General features: G+C 72.7%; 15 protein-coding genes. 4 read left to right on the forward strand and 11 right to left on the reverse strand.

Translation table 11 applies throughout. The annotated features are described in order from the left end of the window. Positions 1-102: 102 nt before the first annotated feature. Complete coding sequence (locus ACSNN8_RS17460; protein ID WP_436650251.1) at positions 103-1,842, reverse strand: SpoIIE family protein phosphatase; 1,740 nt, start codon at positions 1,840-1,842, stop codon at positions 103-105. Positions 1,843-2,034: 192 nt separating this feature from the next. On the opposite strand from ACSNN8_RS17460, the gene ACSNN8_RS17465 reads away from it, so the two are divergent. From ACSNN8_RS17465 to ACSNN8_RS17475, 3 genes are all read left to right on the forward strand, one after another. Continuing rightward, on the forward strand, positions 2,035-3,249 hold the full coding sequence (locus tag ACSNN8_RS17465; protein ID WP_436650252.1) for an NADP-dependent isocitrate dehydrogenase: 1,215 nt from the start codon (positions 2,035-2,037) through the stop codon (positions 3,247-3,249). A 107-nt stretch (positions 3,250-3,356) separates the two neighbouring features. Then, on the forward strand, positions 3,357-4,274 hold the full coding sequence (locus ACSNN8_RS17470; protein ID WP_436650253.1) for a GlxA family transcriptional regulator: 918 nt from the start codon (positions 3,357-3,359) through the stop codon (positions 4,272-4,274). An 8-nt stretch (positions 4,275-4,282) separates the two neighbouring features. Beyond that, on the forward strand, positions 4,283-4,915 hold the full coding sequence (locus tag ACSNN8_RS17475) for a DJ-1/PfpI family protein (protein ID WP_436650254.1): 633 nt from the start codon (positions 4,283-4,285) through the stop codon (positions 4,913-4,915). Positions 4,916-5,899: 984 nt separating this feature from the next. Here the strand turns inward: ACSNN8_RS17475 and ACSNN8_RS17480 are convergent. The 5 genes from ACSNN8_RS17480 to ACSNN8_RS17500 all read right to left on the reverse strand — a co-directional run bounded on the left by ACSNN8_RS17480 (position 5,900) and on the right by ACSNN8_RS17500 (position 10,033). Then, positions 5,900-6,238 (reverse strand): TraR/DksA family transcriptional regulator, encoded by a 339-nt coding sequence (locus ACSNN8_RS17480; protein ID WP_436650255.1) that lies wholly within the window; start codon positions 6,236-6,238, stop codon positions 5,900-5,902. Then, positions 6,238-7,326 carry a galactose-1-phosphate uridylyltransferase gene (galT, locus tag ACSNN8_RS17485; RefSeq protein ID WP_436650256.1) on the reverse strand — a complete coding sequence of 363 codons (1,089 nt, stop codon included), beginning with the start codon at positions 7,324-7,326 and terminating at the stop codon, positions 6,238-6,240. The genes ACSNN8_RS17480 and galT overlap by 1 nt, the downstream gene beginning before the upstream one ends. Next, on the reverse strand, positions 7,323-8,099 hold the full coding sequence (locus tag ACSNN8_RS17490; RefSeq protein ID WP_436650258.1) for a DeoR/GlpR family DNA-binding transcription regulator: 777 nt from the start codon (positions 8,097-8,099) through the stop codon (positions 7,323-7,325). The genes galT and ACSNN8_RS17490 overlap by 4 nt, the downstream gene beginning before the upstream one ends. 81 nt (positions 8,100-8,180) lie before the next feature. Further along, the gene (locus ACSNN8_RS17495; protein ID WP_436650260.1) at positions 8,181-9,095 is read right to left on the reverse strand and encodes a glycosyltransferase family 2 protein; all 915 of its coding nucleotides are present in this window, start codon (positions 9,093-9,095) and stop codon (positions 8,181-8,183) included. Then, positions 9,095-10,033: a sulfotransferase gene (locus ACSNN8_RS17500; RefSeq protein ID WP_436650261.1), complete on the reverse strand. Its 939-nt coding sequence runs from the start codon at positions 10,031-10,033 to the stop codon at positions 9,095-9,097. The genes ACSNN8_RS17495 and ACSNN8_RS17500 overlap by 1 nt, the downstream gene beginning before the upstream one ends. 62 nt (positions 10,034-10,095) lie before the next feature. Here ACSNN8_RS17500 and ACSNN8_RS17505 point away from each other — a divergent pair, with 62 nt between their 5' ends. Continuing rightward, positions 10,096-10,890, forward strand: coding sequence for a WecB/TagA/CpsF family glycosyltransferase (locus tag ACSNN8_RS17505; RefSeq protein WP_436650262.1), 795 nt, complete (start codon positions 10,096-10,098; stop codon positions 10,888-10,890). Between the two features lie 40 nt (positions 10,891-10,930). Here ACSNN8_RS17505 and ACSNN8_RS17510 read toward each other — a convergent pair whose 3' ends face one another. The 5 genes from ACSNN8_RS17510 to ACSNN8_RS17530 are packed head-to-tail and all read right to left on the reverse strand — an operon-like array spanning position 10,931 to position 15,269. After that, entirely contained in the window at positions 10,931-11,119 is a 189-nt protein-coding gene (locus tag ACSNN8_RS17510; protein WP_436650263.1) for an AAC(3) family N-acetyltransferase, read from the reverse strand. 47 nt (positions 11,120-11,166) lie between these two features. Beyond that, complete coding sequence (locus ACSNN8_RS17515; protein ID WP_436650264.1) at positions 11,167-12,165, reverse strand: glycosyl hydrolase; 999 nt, start codon at positions 12,163-12,165, stop codon at positions 11,167-11,169. After that, positions 12,158-12,892, reverse strand: coding sequence for a methyltransferase domain-containing protein (locus ACSNN8_RS17520; protein WP_436650265.1), 735 nt, complete (start codon positions 12,890-12,892; stop codon positions 12,158-12,160). Before ACSNN8_RS17520 ends, ACSNN8_RS17515 begins: the two co-directional genes overlap by 8 nt. Beyond that, on the reverse strand, positions 12,889-14,406 hold the full coding sequence (locus ACSNN8_RS17525; RefSeq protein WP_436650266.1) for an oligosaccharide flippase family protein: 1,518 nt from the start codon (positions 14,404-14,406) through the stop codon (positions 12,889-12,891). The genes ACSNN8_RS17520 and ACSNN8_RS17525 overlap by 4 nt, the downstream gene beginning before the upstream one ends. Beyond that, positions 14,394-15,269: a sulfotransferase family protein gene (locus tag ACSNN8_RS17530; protein WP_436650267.1), complete on the reverse strand. Its 876-nt coding sequence runs from the start codon at positions 15,267-15,269 to the stop codon at positions 14,394-14,396. Before ACSNN8_RS17530 ends, ACSNN8_RS17525 begins: the two co-directional genes overlap by 13 nt. Positions 15,270-15,277: the final 8 nt, after the last annotated feature.

A 15,277-nucleotide genomic window follows, 5' to 3' on the forward strand; every position in this document is an offset into this window, starting at 1 on the left:
GGCCGGGGCTCGAAGCCCCGGCCTTTCTCATGCCTTACAACGGCGTGTCCGCCTCGTGCGGCGCTGCGGGACGTGCGGTCTGTCCGATGGCCGACGACGGGGTCAGCCGGGCGTCGCGACGATCAGCAGGGCCACGTCGTCCTCGCCCCCGGTCGTCGTGGCCAGCAGCAGGTCGGCCAGCTCCTCCGGGCCCGCGCCGGCGTGGGCGGCGAGGTGCTCGTGCAGCCGGGCGACGCCGTCGTCGAAGGTGGCCGTGCGCGTCTCGACCAGGCCGTCGGTGTGCAGCACCAGCGTGCTGCCCGGGGGCAGGTGCCGGGTGTGGCTGTGCCGCAGCGTGCGGCGGCCCACGCCCAGCAGCGCGTCGTGGCCGGTGAGCAGCGACACCTCGCCGCCGGTCATCAGCGTCGGCGGGGGATGGCCCGCGTTCGACCAGGTCAGCCGGTGGCCGCCGCCGGGCTCGGGATCGAGGTAGGCGAGCAGCACCGTGGCGATCCCGTCGAGGCCCAGCGTGCGGCCGGTGTGCTCGAGCCGGCGCAGCAGCGCGGACGGCGGCTCGTGCCGGTCGATCAGCAGCGTGCGCAGCATGCTGCGGTACTCGCTCATCCGTGCCGCCGCGTCGATGCTGTGCCCGGCGACGTCGCCGATGACGAGCGCGAGCCGGCCCTCGCCGAGGGTGATCGCGTCGTACCAGTCACCGCCGACGTGGTCCTCGTGGTGCGCGGGCGCGTAGCGCGCCGCCAGCCCCAGGTGCTCGTGCTCGGGCAGCGCCGTGAGCAGCGCCTTCTGCATGGTGGCGGCGGCGGTGCGCCGGTTCTCGAGCAGCCCGATGCGGGTCACGCTCTGCGCCACGTATCCGGCGAGCGCGGCCAGGGTCGTCAGCTCGTCCTCGTCCACCGCGTGGGGCTGCTTCCAGACGAACGTGAGCGCCCCGATCGGGCCGTCCGGTCCGGGCAGCGGCAGGCTCGCCGCCGACTGCCAGCCCATCTCGTCGAACGTGGCCGCCGCGTCCGGGGTGTGCGCGTCGACCGCCGTACGGTCCGCCAGCAGCACCGGCTGCGCGCTGCGCGCGGCCAGCGCCGACGGGGTCGACTGGGTCGGGGCGTAGTGCCGCCACCGCTCGGCCACCCCGCTCGGCAGCAGCCGGCTCGACGAGAGCGCCAGCCCGGTCCCGTCGAGCAGCGAGAACCCGACGTACGCCGGGTCGATCGAGCCGGTGACCAGGTCACGCACGGAGTCGACGACCTCGTCGAGCGTGCTCGCGGCCGCCAGCGTCGTGCTGGCGTCCAGCAGCAGCCGGCTCCGGACGTACGCCGACGTGGTGCGGTAGTTGGAGATGCGCAGCCGCAGGCTGTCCGAGCAGCTCGCGGCCAGCTCGGCGAGCAGGCCCAGCTCGGCGTCGGTCCAGACGCGCGGCCGCGTGTCGATCGCGCAGAGCGAGCCCAGCACCTCGCCGTTGGCGTCGGTGAGTGGCATCCCGGCGTACCCGATCACGCCCAGGTCCTCGATGGCGAGGTTGTCGCGCACCCGGGGATCGAGGCGCGCGTCGACCACCACGAGCGGCTCGGCGGTGGTGACCACGTGCTGGCAGAACGAGTGCGAGAGCGGGGTCTGCCGCTGCGCCTGCCACGGCTCGCCCAGGCCGCAGGCGCCGGGGAAGTACTGCCGGTCGGCGCCGACGAGGGTCACCAGCGCCACCGGGACGCGCAGCACGACGCGGACCATCTCGGCGAAGCGGTCCAGGGCCGGGTCGGCGACGGCGTCGAGCCCGGTGCGCAGCAGGGCGTCGAGCCGGGCGGGACGGGACAGGGCAAGGCCAGGCAGATCGCCCTTCGATCCGCTCACGTGCCCCCTCGTCCTGTCCGCAGTCGCCTGCAAATACTGCCACGGCCGCTCGGTGCCCGGACAGGGGCCGAAAGGGCCGCCGAGCGGCCAGACTGGGGGTGGCTGTCGGGCGGGGTCGCCCGGCGAACACGAAGAGTCCTGCAGTACGCTCGTACTGCTAAGCACGGTTTTCGGGAGAGGAGCGCCGGCCGCATGGCGAAAATCAAGGTCACAAACCCGGTCGTGGAGCTCGACGGCGACGAGATGACCCGGATCATCTGGAAGCAGATCCGGGAGCAGCTGATCCTGCCCTACCTCGACGTCCCGCTCGAGTACTACGACCTGTCGATCCAGCACCGCGACGAGACCGACGACCAGGTGACGATCGACGCGGCCAACGCCATCAAGCAGCACGGCGTCGGCGTCAAGTGCGCGACCATCACCCCCGACGAGGCCCGCGTCGAGGAGTTCGGCCTCAAGAAGATGTGGCGGTCGCCCAACGGCACCATCCGCAACATCCTCGGCGGCGTCGTCTTCCGCGAGCCGATCATCATGCAGAACGTGCCGCGCCTCGTGCCCGGCTGGACCAAGCCGATCATCATCGGCCGCCACGCCCACGGCGACCAGTACAAGGCCACCGACTTCGTCGCGCCCAGCGCCGGCAAGTTCACCATGACGTTCACGCCCGAGGACGGCTCCGAGCCGATCGAGTTCCACGTCGCCGACTTCCCGGCCGGCGGCGTCGGCATGGGCATGTACAACTACGACAACTCGATCCGGGACTTCGCGCGCGCCTCGTTCCGCTACGGCCTGGCCCGCAACTACCCGGTCTACCTGTCGACGAAGAACACGATCCTCAAGGCGTACGACGGCCGGTTCAAGGACCTGTTCGCCGAGGTCTTCGAGAGCGAGTTCGCCGACCAGTTCAAGGCGGCCGGCCTCACCTACGAGCACCGGCTCATCGACGACATGGTCGCCGCCGCGCTCAAGTGGGAGGGCGGCTACGTCTGGGCCTGCAAGAACTACGACGGCGACGTGCAGTCCGACACCGTCGCGCAGGGCTTCGGCTCGCTGGGGCTGATGACCTCGGTGCTGATGACCCCGGACGGCAAGACCGTCGAGGCGGAGGCCGCGCACGGCACGGTCACCCGGCACTACCGCCAGTGGCAGAAGGGCGAGAAGACGTCGACCAACCCGATCGCGTCGATCTTCGCCTGGACCGGCGGCCTCAAGCACCGCGGCGTGCTCGACGGCACCCCCGCGGTCACCGAGTTCGCCGAGACGCTCGAGAAGGTCTGCATCGAGACCGTCGAGGGCGGTCAGATGACCAAGGACCTCGCGCTGCTCATCTCGCGTGACGCGCCGTGGCTGTCGACCGACGAGTTCATGAACGCGCTCGACGAGAACCTCGCGCGCAAGCTCGCCTGAGTTCGCTCCCGAGGGCCGCTTCCCCAGCAGGGGAGGCGGCCCTCGTGGCGTAAAAGGTGGGAAGTGCGGCGTTGCTGCCGCCGCGCCGGGCCGCCACGATCGAAGCTGTGCATCATGTGCTGATCGTGCTCTTCGACGGCGTGCAGAGCCTCGACGTCACCGGACCTCTCGAGGTGTTCGCCGCGGCCGGCGGCTACCGCGTCACCACGGCGTCGCCGGCCGGTGCGCCGATCCGCACGGCGAGCGGTCTGACCCTCGTACCGGACGGGGCCCTCGGGAACCAGGCGCCGGACACCCTCGTCGTGCCGGGCGGCGCCGGGACGCGCGAGCCACCTTCCGACGTGGTCTCGTGGCTGCGGACCACCGGCGCCGGCGCAGAGCGGATCATGTCGGTCTGCACGGGCGCTTTTCTGCTGGCCGCCGCCGGCCTGCTCGCCTCCCGGCGCGCCACCACCCACTGGCAGTACTGCTCGACGCTGGCCCGCCGCTTTCCGGACGTCACGGTCGAAGCGGACCCGATCTTCGTACGGGACGGGCCGGTCTCCACCTCGGCCGGGGTCACCGCCGGCATCGACCTCGCCCTCGCGCTCGTCGAGGAGGACCGCGGCCGCGACACCGCCCTGGCCATCGCGCGCTCGCTCGTCATGTTCCTGCGCCGCCCCGGCAGCCAGGCCCAGGTCAGCGCCCCGCTCACCGCGCAGATCGCCCACCGCGAGCCGCTGCGCGACGTCCAGCGGCTGATCGTCGAACATCCCGAGGCCGACCTGTCCGTGCCCGCGCTGGCCGCCCGCGCCAACCTCTCCCCGCGCCAGTTCACCCGCGCGTTCGCCGAGCAGACCGGCACCTCCCCGGGGCGCTACGTCGACCGCGTACGCCTCGAGACCGCCCGCCGCCTGCTGCAGGACACCACCGACGCTATAGCCGAGGTCGCCCGCGCCGCCGGCTACGGCACCCCCGAAGCCATGCGCCGCGCCTTCGTCCAGGCCCTCGGCGTCGCGCCCGCCGAATACCGCCGCCGAACCTGAGGAGCTCCATGCAGATCAACATCCTGCTGTACGACCGGATGACCGCGCTCGACGCCGTCGGCCCCTACGAGGTGCTCAGCCGCGTGCCCGGGGCGTCTGTGCTGTTCGTCGCCGATACGCCCGGACCCGTGCGCGCCGACACCGGCAAGCTCGCCCTGGTCGCCGACGCCTCGCTCACCGACGCACCCCCGGCCGACGTCGTGCTGGTGCCCGGCGGCTACGCCCCGCCCCTCACGTCCGCACCCGTCCTCGACTGGCTGCGCGCCGCCGACGCCCGCTCCACCTGGACCACCAGCGTCTGCAACGGCTCCCTGCTGCTGGCCGCCGCCGGCCTGCTCACCGGCCGCCCCGCCACCACCCACTGGCTCGCCATGGACCGCCTCGCCGCGCTGGGCGCCGTCCCCACCCCGTCGCGCGTCGTCGTCGACGGCAAGTACGCCACCGCCGCCGGCGTCTCCGCCGGCCTCGACCTGGCGCTCACCCTCGCCGCGCGGCTCGCCGGGCCCGAGCTCGCGCAGATCGTCCAGCTGGCCCTCGAGTACGCCCCCGAGCCGCCCTTCGCCGCGGGCTCGCCCGACACGGCGCCGGCTTCCGCGGTGTCGTTCCTGCGCGACAACCGGTCGCTGGTCATGGCCGGCTGACGCCGCCGGAGCGTAACCACGTTCCGGACACGTCGTTGCTCATGGCAGAACGGATGACGGTCGCGACGCCGAGGGGTCGCCCACCGGTCCGGCCGCCTTGTCCCGGGCGCCGACCGGTTCCCTCAGCACTCCGCGACCGGCGTAGGTGCCGCGCGCCTGCCGTCCCTTCCCTGCGGGGGGCCCTGTCCCGGGCCCCCCGCCCCTCTATCCACAGGCCTGTGGACAACCCTTGTCCGGTGTCGCCGCCCGCGTAGGCTCGCTCGCGTCCCGTCGCGTCCCTGGGTGGGCGGGGGAGGCGGTGGCACACCGCGATCTTGAAACTCGCCGCCGGGCCGGCGCTGGTCGAGATGGGGCGGGCTTACCGGCTCGCCGGCGCTGGCGGGGTCCGTGGCTGGGCGTGCGGGCTTGCCGGGGTGGTGCGGGCGCTTCGGCGAGCGGGATTCGAGCTGGCTGATCTACATGCTCATGTAGCTGCGGGCGGCACGATGGGTTCTCGTTGTGTGCGGCGCGGTCGGGTTCGGCAGCGGGCAGCGCGGTTGAGTTCAGCTGCGTGCGGCTTAGTCGGGTGGGATGCGGGCGGCGAGGTTGCTTTCGGCTACGTGCGGCGCGAAGGATTTGGTTGTGTGCGGCACGGTCGGATCTGGCTGCGTGCGGCTCCGCGAGAGCTTGGCTGCGGCGGCTGAGAAACGGCAGAGTCGCGGCGGCGTGCGAGGGTGCGAGGTGGCGTGCGAGAGGCGGGGCCCGCGGTGGCGTGCGAGGGCGCGAGGTGGCGTGGGAAAGGCGGGGCCCGCGGTGGCGTGCGAGGGCGCGAGGTGGCGTGCGAGAGGCGGGGCCCGCGGTGGCGTGCGAGGGCGCGAGGTGGCGTGCGAGAGGGCCGCGGCGGCGCACGAAAGACAGGATCGCGGCGCGCAGGAGACGGGGCCGCGGTCGCGCGCGACGGCACAGCCGCGCCGGCACGAGGAAGGCGGCATCCGCAAACCCCGCTCACCCCCGGCCGGCGCACCCCACGCACGTCGTCGCGAAAGGACGGATCTCCAAGCGCTCCCCGGGAATCTCCCGCCCGCACACCGAGCACACCCCGTACTCCCCGGCATCGAGCCGGTCGAGGGCCCCCTCGACCGCCGCCAGTTGCTGCCTGGCGGCGGCCAGGACGGCGGTCAGCTGGGCCCTCTCGTAGGCGATGGTCGCGCCCTCGGGATCGTGTTCGTCGTCGGCGTTGTCGTCCCGGGAGGCCTCGAACAGGGCCTTCAGGTCGGCGTCCAACGTGGCGATCTCGGCCTCGGCCTGTGCGCGCAGGCCTTCGAGGGCGCGACGGTGGTCCATCAGACGTCGCGGAGCATCTGGGCGGCCTTCTCGGGCACGATGTCGTTGACGAAGAAGCCCATCGCCGATTCCGAGCCGGCCAGGTACTTCAGCTTGTCGGCGGCGCGCCGGATGCTGAACAGCTGCAGGTGCAGGTAGCCGAGCTCCCGCCCCTCGCCCACGACGGCCTGGTGCCAGGCCGAGATGTACGGCATGGGCTTGCCGAACAGGCCGTCGAAGCGGCGCAGCACGTCCAGATAGATCGGCCCGAACGCGTCACGCTCCTCGTCGGACAGCGCGGGCAGGTCGGGCACCTTGCGGTGCGGGGCCAGCTGCACCTCGAACGGCCAGCGGGCGGCCGCCGGCACGTACGCGGTCCAGTGCTCGTTGGCGGCGATCACCCGGGCGCCGTCCGCGCGTTCCGCCGCGAGCACGTCGGTGTAGAGGTCCCGGCCCGTACGGTCGAGGTAGGTGCGGGCGGCGGCCAGCATCAGCTTGGTGCGCGGCGGCACGGTCGGGTACGCGTAGATCTGCCCGTGCGGGTGGTGCAGGGTCACGCCGATCTCGACGCCGCGGTTCTCGAACGGGAAGACCTGCGCCACACCGTCCAGTTGCGACATCTCGGCCGTACGGTCGGCGAGCGCGTCGACCACCGTGCGCACCCGCGACGGGGGCAGGGCGCCGAACGCGCTGTTGTGGTCGCTGGTGAAGCACACGACCTCGCAGCGGCCGACCCCGGGGCGTACGGGAACCATGCCCGTCACCTCGGTGATCTCGTTCTCGGGGATGCGGTCGCTGAACGAGGGGAACTGGTTCTCGAAGACCACCACGTCGTAGTCGGGCGCGGGGATCTCGCTGGCGAACGTCGGCTTCGTCGGGCACAGCGGGCACGCGTCGCTCGGCGGCAGGAACGTGCGGGTCTGCCGGTGCGCGGCGACGGCCACCCACTCGTCCACCAGCGGGTCGTACCGCAGCTGGGAGGTGGGCGGCGGGGGCGGCAGCTGCCGGGTGTCGGGGTGGTCGGCCCGGTGGCTCTGCTCCTGCTCGTCGAAGTAGATCAGCTCGCGACCGTCGGAGAGACGGATCGCCGTACGGCTCTTGAATGTCACTGGGCGCTCACAACCACGAGGTCTTGGACCGTCTCGGACAGAAGGGTGCGGGCGGACTCGTCCAGCCCGTCGTCGGTGATCAGCACGTCGGCGCGTTCCAGCGGGACGATCGAGGAGATGCCGACCGTGCCCCACTTGGTGTGGTCGGCGAGCACCACGAGACGTTCGGCCGCCTCCACGAGGGCGCGGTTGACGTCGGCTTCCATGAGGTTGGGGGTGGTGTATCCGGCCCGCTCGCTCATGCCGTGCACACCCAGGAACAGCATGTCGAGGTGGAGCGTGCCGATGGCCGCGACCGCGACCGGGCCGACAAGGGCGTCCGAGGGCGTACGGGTCCCGCCCGTCAGCACGACTGTCTGATCAGGACGGCCGGCCCGGTAGAACACATCGGCCACCGGGATCGAGTTGGTCACCACGGTGAGCGACGGCACGTCGACCAGCCGCTGGGCGAGCCCGGCGGTGGTGGTGCCCGCGGAGAGCGCGATCGCGTCGCCGGGCGAGACCATGGCGGCGGCGCGCATGGCCATGGCCGCCTTCTCGGCGCGCTGGCGCACGCTCTTGGCCGCGAAGCCGGGCTCGTGCGCCGAGCCCGGACTGACCGTGGTCGCCCCGCCGTGTACCTTCGCGAGCAGACCGCGGTCGGCCAGCGACTCGAGGTCGCGGCGGATGGTCATGTCGGAGACGCCGTACTCGTTGGCGAGCTCGCTGACCCGCACGCCTCCGGCGGCCCGGACGCGGTCGAGGATGGCTGCCTGTCTCTGCTGGGCGAGCATCAGCACTCCCCGGACGGGAACCGCACTAATTCGAACACGCCCGAACACTACCTTGTGCGGTGGCGTGACGGAAAGAGTGACTTAGATACCACGGCCTCGCTTGTGAAGCGCGGAGAGAACGTTCTCAACCTTCACTGCTCCGGTCATCGCCGCAAGAGCAATCGCGGTACGAGGTTCCTTCCAGTTCGCCCGCACCGCCTCCTTGCTGAACTGCCACGCCTGGCTGCGGTTGCCGGTGGCCGCCGACCAGCACGCGAGCTGGCCGTACACGCGGGCCGCGCCCGGGCGGCAGCCGCTGATCTCCGGGTGGCGCTGCATCATCCAGCGCAGCGAGCTGATCTTCGTGGCGTACTCGTACGCGTAGTGCGAGGTGCGGCCCCACAGCACGCGCACCAGCGGCTCGTCCAGGTGCACGATCGGCGCCCGCCGGGCCGCGCGCAGCAGCAGATCCCAGTCCTCGTTCTGGCTGCCCGGCGCGTCCTCGGCGACCAGGCCGATGGCGTCGGCGGCCAGCGCCGAGCGGCGGAACAGGAACGTCGACGAGTGCAGCATCGCCATCCGCGAGCGGGCGAGCTCGTCGACCGTCACGCGGCTGCGGCCGGCCAGCCGCGGCGTGGTGTTCCCCTCGTACTCGACCTCGATCGCGCACGTGGCCATCTCGGCCTCGGGCGCGGCCAGCAGCGCGGCCATCTGCCGGCGCAGCTTGTCCGGCTGCCACTGGTCGTCGTCGTCGCAGAAGGCCACGTACTCGGTGTCCAGCGCGAGGATGCCGGTGTTGCGCGCGCCGGCCAGCCCGGACGTACGCCAGTTGGTCAGCACCAGCACCTGCACGCCCTCGGTCGAGGCGAGCAGGTAGTCGGGCTCGGTCTGGTCGTAGACCACCAGCACCTTGACGTCGCCGGGGTAGCGCTGGTCGCGGACCGCGCCGATCGCCTTGCGGACCAGCTCCGGCCGGTTGCGGGTGGGGATGACGACGCCGACGGACGGCCAGTTCATCAGAACTCCTCGAGGGACGAGACAGACAGCGGATATCCGTACGCCCGCAGCATCGGGGCGCACACCGTGCCGACCAGGCGCCGCTGATTGCTGGGCAGGGAGTGCTTCCAGGCGTCGTCGCGGCGCAGCGCCACCCGCCCGACGGTGAAGCGCATGGGGTTGCCGGCGGCGCTGTGCCCGGGTCGCAGGTCGGCGTGGCCGTCGCCGAGGAAGGCGAGGTCCTCGGGCAGCAGCCGCAGCCCGGCGAAGTCGCCGATCGACAGCAGCTGGGAGCGCGGGTGGGAGAGGAACTCCTCGTAGCGCAGCCGGTGCACGGCGACGCCGCGCTTCGCGAGGAGGCCGAACGCGGCGTTGTGAGCGTTCCACAACAGCGCCGAGCGGCCGGGGGAGTAGCGGGTCATCTCCTCCGTGCCGTCGGTCTCCGGGCGGGAGACCTTCTTCGTCCACGAGTACGCGACCCCGCGAGCGTCCCGCACGACATGCAGCACCCGCAGGTCGATGTCGGGCGCCCAGCGCAGCACGTGGGCCAGCGAGGAGTGTTTGGAGGAGTCGACCACCACGCGTGCCCCGGAGACCTCTGCGGCTGCGGCGTAGATGCGGCTGTAGAAGTGCGCGTACTCGTACACCTCCTCCGGCGCCTCGACCGCGGTGGCCAGGCGCGGGATGTGCCGGGTGCGTTCGACGGCGTCGCGCAGCGCGTGCACGCGGTCGACGTCGACGTTGTGCCAGCCGCCGAACGCGTGCTGCCCCACCTGCTGCCAGAACGAGCAGGCCCAGAAGCGCGCGCCGCAGCCGCAGCGCTCGTCGTCGCGGATGTCGCGCTGCCAGAGGTGGACGACCTCGCCGAGCGCGCACACCCCGGGCAGTTCGCCGAGCAGGCGCTCCACGAGCGTTGTCCCACTACGTCCTAATCCGCCCAGAAATAGCACACGTGCCACTTTGGCCCACCTTCACTCGTTTCGCTCCTATAACGAGCCAACAACCGTGAAGGAGGCGTTGCGTGACCGTCGAGGCATTCGACCGGGTCCAGCTGGACGGGACCGGCATCGACCGGATCACCGAGGCCGAGGTCGTGGCCGTCGTCCGCGAGGCCCTCGCGCACGGCCGCGGCGGCCGGATCCTCACCCCGAACATCGACATCCTGCGCCGCGCCCAGCGCGACGACGAGTGCCGCCGCCACCTCGCCGACGCCGACCTCATCGTGGCCGACGGCATGCCGCTGGTGTGGGCGAGCCGGCTGAGCGGCACCCCGCTGCCCGAGCGCGTCGCCGGCAGCAGCCTGATCTGGTCGCTCTCGGCCGGCCTGGGCCGAGACGGCCGCTCGATCTTCGTGCTGGGCGGCGCCCCCGCCACCGGCAGCACCGCCGACGGCGCCACCCGCGCCGCCGACCGCCTCCTGGCCGACTGCCCCGGCCTGCGCCTGGCCGGCACCGTGTGCCCGCCCTACGGCTTCGACAGCGACCCCCTGACGTACGCCGAGGTCTGCGCGAAGGTCTTCGAAGCGCGCCCCGATCTGGTCTTCGTCGGCCTCGGCTACCCCCGCCAGGAGCGCGTCATCACCCGCCTGCGCGCCGACCTGCCCCGCACCTGGTTCCTGGGCTGCGGCGCCGCCGTCAACTTCGTGGCCGGCGACATCGGCCGCGCTCCCCGCTGGATGCAACGCACCGGCCTCGAATGGGCCCACCGCCTGAGCACCGAACCCCGCCGGCTGGCCCGCCGATACCTCAAACACGACGCCCCGTACGCCCTGCGCCTGCTCGCCCAGGCCCCCGCCCAGCGCGCCCGCATCCGCTGACCGAGCCACGGACCGGTGACGGGCATCGGTGGCGGGTGGCTTACGTCCGTCGGTTCCGGCTGAGCCACGTCGTTGCGAAGTCGACCAGCGGGCGCTGCGGGATCAGGCGGGACTCCGCGTTGCCGACCAGCCCGACACGTACGGCGCCCGTCGCCTCGTAGGCGGCGCCCAGCTGGGGGAAGTCGTCCGCGTCGGCCACCGGCGCGCGCCAGGTGACCCACCGCCTCATTGTGCGCCGGCGCCGGCCGCCCGGTGGGACCTCGGGCGGCCGGCGGACTACGGGTTGAAGTACGGGTCCCGCACCATCGCGCCGAACTCCTTGAACGCGGGTGGGTCGCCGGTGAGCTGGAACTGCTGCTCCGGGCCGTTGCCCTCGGGGTCGGACTCGAAGTAGGCGATCGCCTTGATCTGCGGGTTCGCCTTGAACGTGCGCCGCGCGTCGCGCAGCCACGCCGCCCGCCGGGCCGAGCCCCACGCCTTCGCCACCCCGAACTCGCCGATGACGATCGGCTTGGGCCGCTGGGCCGCCCACGTCAGGAACGGCCCCATCAGCTCGCCGATGCGGTCGAAGCGGAAGCCGGCGTAGACGTCCACGCACGTCCAGTCCACCTGGTCGTCGCCGGGGTAGAACGCGGGCGCGTCGCCGCGGATGAAGCCCTCGGCGGTCGGGCACCACACCCACGACACGTTCGTGGCGCGCTCCTCCTCGAAGATCGCGCGCACGTACTTCCAGGCGGCCACGTAGTCGGCGCCCGACCACATCGTCGCGCGCAGGTTGGGGCGGTCCATCTCCCAGCGCATCCGCAGCAGCACGGGCACCTTCATCCGGCGTACGGCCTTGGCCTGCTTGCGGATCAGCTCGTCGTGCTCGCCGTCCAGGATGGACCGGTTGTCGCCGGTGGCCCAGCTGACCATGAGCGTGGCGCCGCGGGCCAGGAACTCCTTGTCCGACGGCGTGCCGACCATCTGCTCGAAGCGGCGGTACGTGTTGACGATGCGCAGCGGCCGGCCCAGGTCGGACTGCAGGCTCTCCACCGCGGCGAGCCGGCCCACGTGGGTCAGCGCGTCCGGCTTGATCCACGCGCCGAACAGCGCCCCGTGCCGAGGCGCCTTGACCGGCCCGGCCTGGAACGGCCCGCGGTTCACGGCCACCGCGGCCGGCGCGCCGTTCAGGTCGGGCGCGGGCGGCTGCGGCGGCACCTCGTCCTTGTCCCGGCCGAAGGAGCAGCCGGCCAGCAGCATCACGAAAGCGAGGAGGAGGGCGAGCCTACGCATGGACGCGCCGCGCGGTGTAGAGGACGTTGACCGCGTACCCGTCGCTGCCCGGCAGCCGGCGGACGGCCGCGTCGGCGGCGCGCGCCAGCGGGTTGCCGTGCAGCGACGGCGTGATCATCGAGAAGCCCCGCCGCTCGACGATGACGAAGCCGTGCCGGTCGAGCAGCGTCGCGACCTCCTCGTGCGACAGCTCGGCGAACCAGCGCTCGCCCCGGTGCCGGCGCGCGCGCAGGTGCCGCACGGAGCCCGCGTTGCCGTGGTTCTCGACGACCAGGATGCCGGAGTCCGCGGTCGGCAGCGCGCGGGCGGCGAAGGTCATCGCGCGGTCGCGGACGGTCTCGTCCACATTGAGCAGCAGGCGGAACATGGTGACGATCGCCGGGAACCCGGCAGGCACCGGGTGCGGCACCGGTCCGTCCGCCGCCACCTGGTGCCAGTTCGCGCGCGAGCCGACCTCGGCCGCCTTCGCCATCATCTCGGCCGACGTGTCGTAGCCGTGCGCCTCGCGCACCAGCCCGTGCAGCATGCGGATGGCCCGGCCGGTGCCGCAGGCGAAGTCGTGCTGCACCGGGGCCAGCTCGCCGAACTCGCGCCGCACCAGCGTGCGCAGGTAGTCCTGCTGCCGCTCGTTGATCTGCGAGGCGTAGCTGTCCGGCGCGTAGGTGATGTTCTCGTACTTCTCGACGGCGTCGGTGTCCTGGAACACCTTGGTGTAGTCGGTGGTCAACTCGTCCTCCTTCTCGGTTGGAACGCGTCCAGGGCGAGCGGAACGCGCAGAAGCCAGGCGCCGGCCACGAACAGCGGCACGGCGGCGAGCACGGCGACGATCGGGCCGGCCACCGGCGAGACGGCCCAGGGCAGGACGCCGAAGCAGACGACCGACAGCAGCGCGGCGGCCCGCGTGCCGCGGCCGAACGGGTGCAGCCCCACCGAGCGGCCCACCTGGACCAGCGGCAGCAGGTTGTTGACGACCATCGAGCAGGCCAGCCCGACCGCCGCGCCCAGCGCGCCGAACCGGGGGATGAGCAGCACGTCGAGCCCGACGGTCACGGCGAGCGCCACCAGCACGTTGGCGAGGTTCCACGACGTGCGCCCGGCCATCGCCAGCACCATGTCGACCATCCCGCAGCCGGTGGCGACGAGCATCGCGGCGGCCAGCACCGCCACCACGGGCGTGCCCTCGGCCGCGTACCGGTCGCCGAACAGCCGCAGCCACACCGGCGCCAAGAAGATCACGAGCAGCGTGACCGGCCACGTCACGAGCACGAGCCAGCCGGTCGCGGTCTGGTAGAGCGCGTTCGCGGCCCGCCGGTCGTCGACGGCCAGCGCCTCGGCGAGCCGCGGCTGCACCGACTGCGAGATGCCCTGGTTCGCGAACTGGATCAGCACGACGAAGCGCCCCGCCACGGCGTAGACCGCGGCCGGCACGAGCCCGCCGAGCGCCGCCACGAGCAGCACGTCGATCCGCTGCAGCGCGAGCTGCGCCACGCTGGCCAGCGCGCGCGGCCCGGTGAACCGCCAGAACTCGCGCCGCAGCCCGCGCCGCTCGGCCGGGGAGGCGGGCCGGCCCGGCCGGTGGAGCTTGCGCAGGGCGTACGCCGAAAGGATCGTCACCGGCAGGTAGGGCGCAGCCCAGGCCAGCGCGAACAGCGGCAGCGACCCCACCGTCCACAATGCCGCCACCCCGGCCGCGCCGACGAGCAGCAACTGCAGCCCGCTGCGCAGGAACCGCTCGAGCATCACCGTGGGGCGCATCGCCCGGTAGCCGCGGGTGGCCGTGAGCAGCGCGTCGGTCAGCGCCTGCAGCGGCAGGAAGGCGGCCAGCACGCGCAGCCCCGCGGTGTGCGCCTCGACGACGTGCCCGGCCTCGTCCGCGGTGACGTGCGCGATCGCGGGCGCCGCCAGCCACATCGCGACGGCCAGCACCAGCGCGGCCACCACGACCGGAACCAGCCCGGTGCGCAGGCACGCGCCGAGCAGGTGCTCGCGGCCGGTGGCACGCAGCCGGGCCGGCCAGTACACCAGGCCGGTCTGCGTGCCCAGCTTGGCCAGCCCGCCGGTCAGCACGAACGCCGCGGTGGCCGCGAAGAACGCGCCGGCCTGCTCGGCGCCGAGCGAACGGGCCACCACCCAGGTGACGACCACCCCGGCACCGCCGGCGAGCGCGGAGCCGGCCATGTTCGCCAGCCCGCCGCGCGCCGCTCCCCGGGCGCCCGCCGCCGGCCGGTCTAGGACCGCCATACCGGCATGCGCCCCAGCCAGCGCGACAGCGCCTCGTCGTGGGGCAGGTAGTAGTCGCTCAGCTCGGCGCGCAGCGCGGGGTCCATGTCCGCCTGCCGGGGCCGGGCGTTGTGCCGCTCGAAGGGCGGGCGCTCGAGATAGCTGGGCAGGCCCAGAAACTCGCAGATCTCGTCGTAGACCGGCTCGGGCTCGCTGAAGAACCGCTCGCTCTCGACCACGTGGATGCGCTCGCGGCCGACGTGCTGGGCCATCACGCTCAGGTAGCGGGCGTACTCGCCGCGGGCGCGGTAGGCGTGGTGCTGGTGGCTGAAGCTGTAGTAGCCCGGGTCCTCGGCCAGCCGCTCCTCCTGCTTGTGCAGGCGGGCCGGCTCGAGGGCCAGCGCGGCGCCGAAGTCCTGCTCGGTCTCGAACTCGCGGGCGACCTCGTGGTGGTGCTGCGAGTAGGCGCGCTCGACCGGGTCGCGCACGAGCACGACGAGCCGGGCCTGCGGCAGGTCCCGGGCGATCCGCGCGGCGGCCTGCGGGTGGTACATGTAGTACGGGCTCGACTCGAAGGTCTGCGCCGCCACCCCGTACCGCTCACCGATCCGGTCGGCGCTGCGCTGCAGCGGGAAGTGCGCGCGGTACCAGCTCATCCCGCGGTCGTACGAGGTGTCGAAGTAGTGCACGCCCTTGTGCAGCACGGCCTTGAGCACCACCGGGTGGCCGGAGAGCGCGCGGTAGAGCGACGTCGTGCCGCAGCGCTGGCCGCCGCAGATGAGGAACGAGGGCGTCATCCGGGCCGGCGCGGTCAGCCGGCCGTAGGAGCGGGAACCCAGGTGCACGACGCGTTTCATCGGCGCGGGCAGGTTGCGTACGTTCATGGTGGTCT

The sequence above is a fragment of the Actinoplanes sp. URMC 104 genome (genome assembly GCF_051386375.1).
Classification (GTDB): Bacteria; Actinomycetota; Actinomycetes; order Mycobacteriales; family Micromonosporaceae; genus Actinoplanes.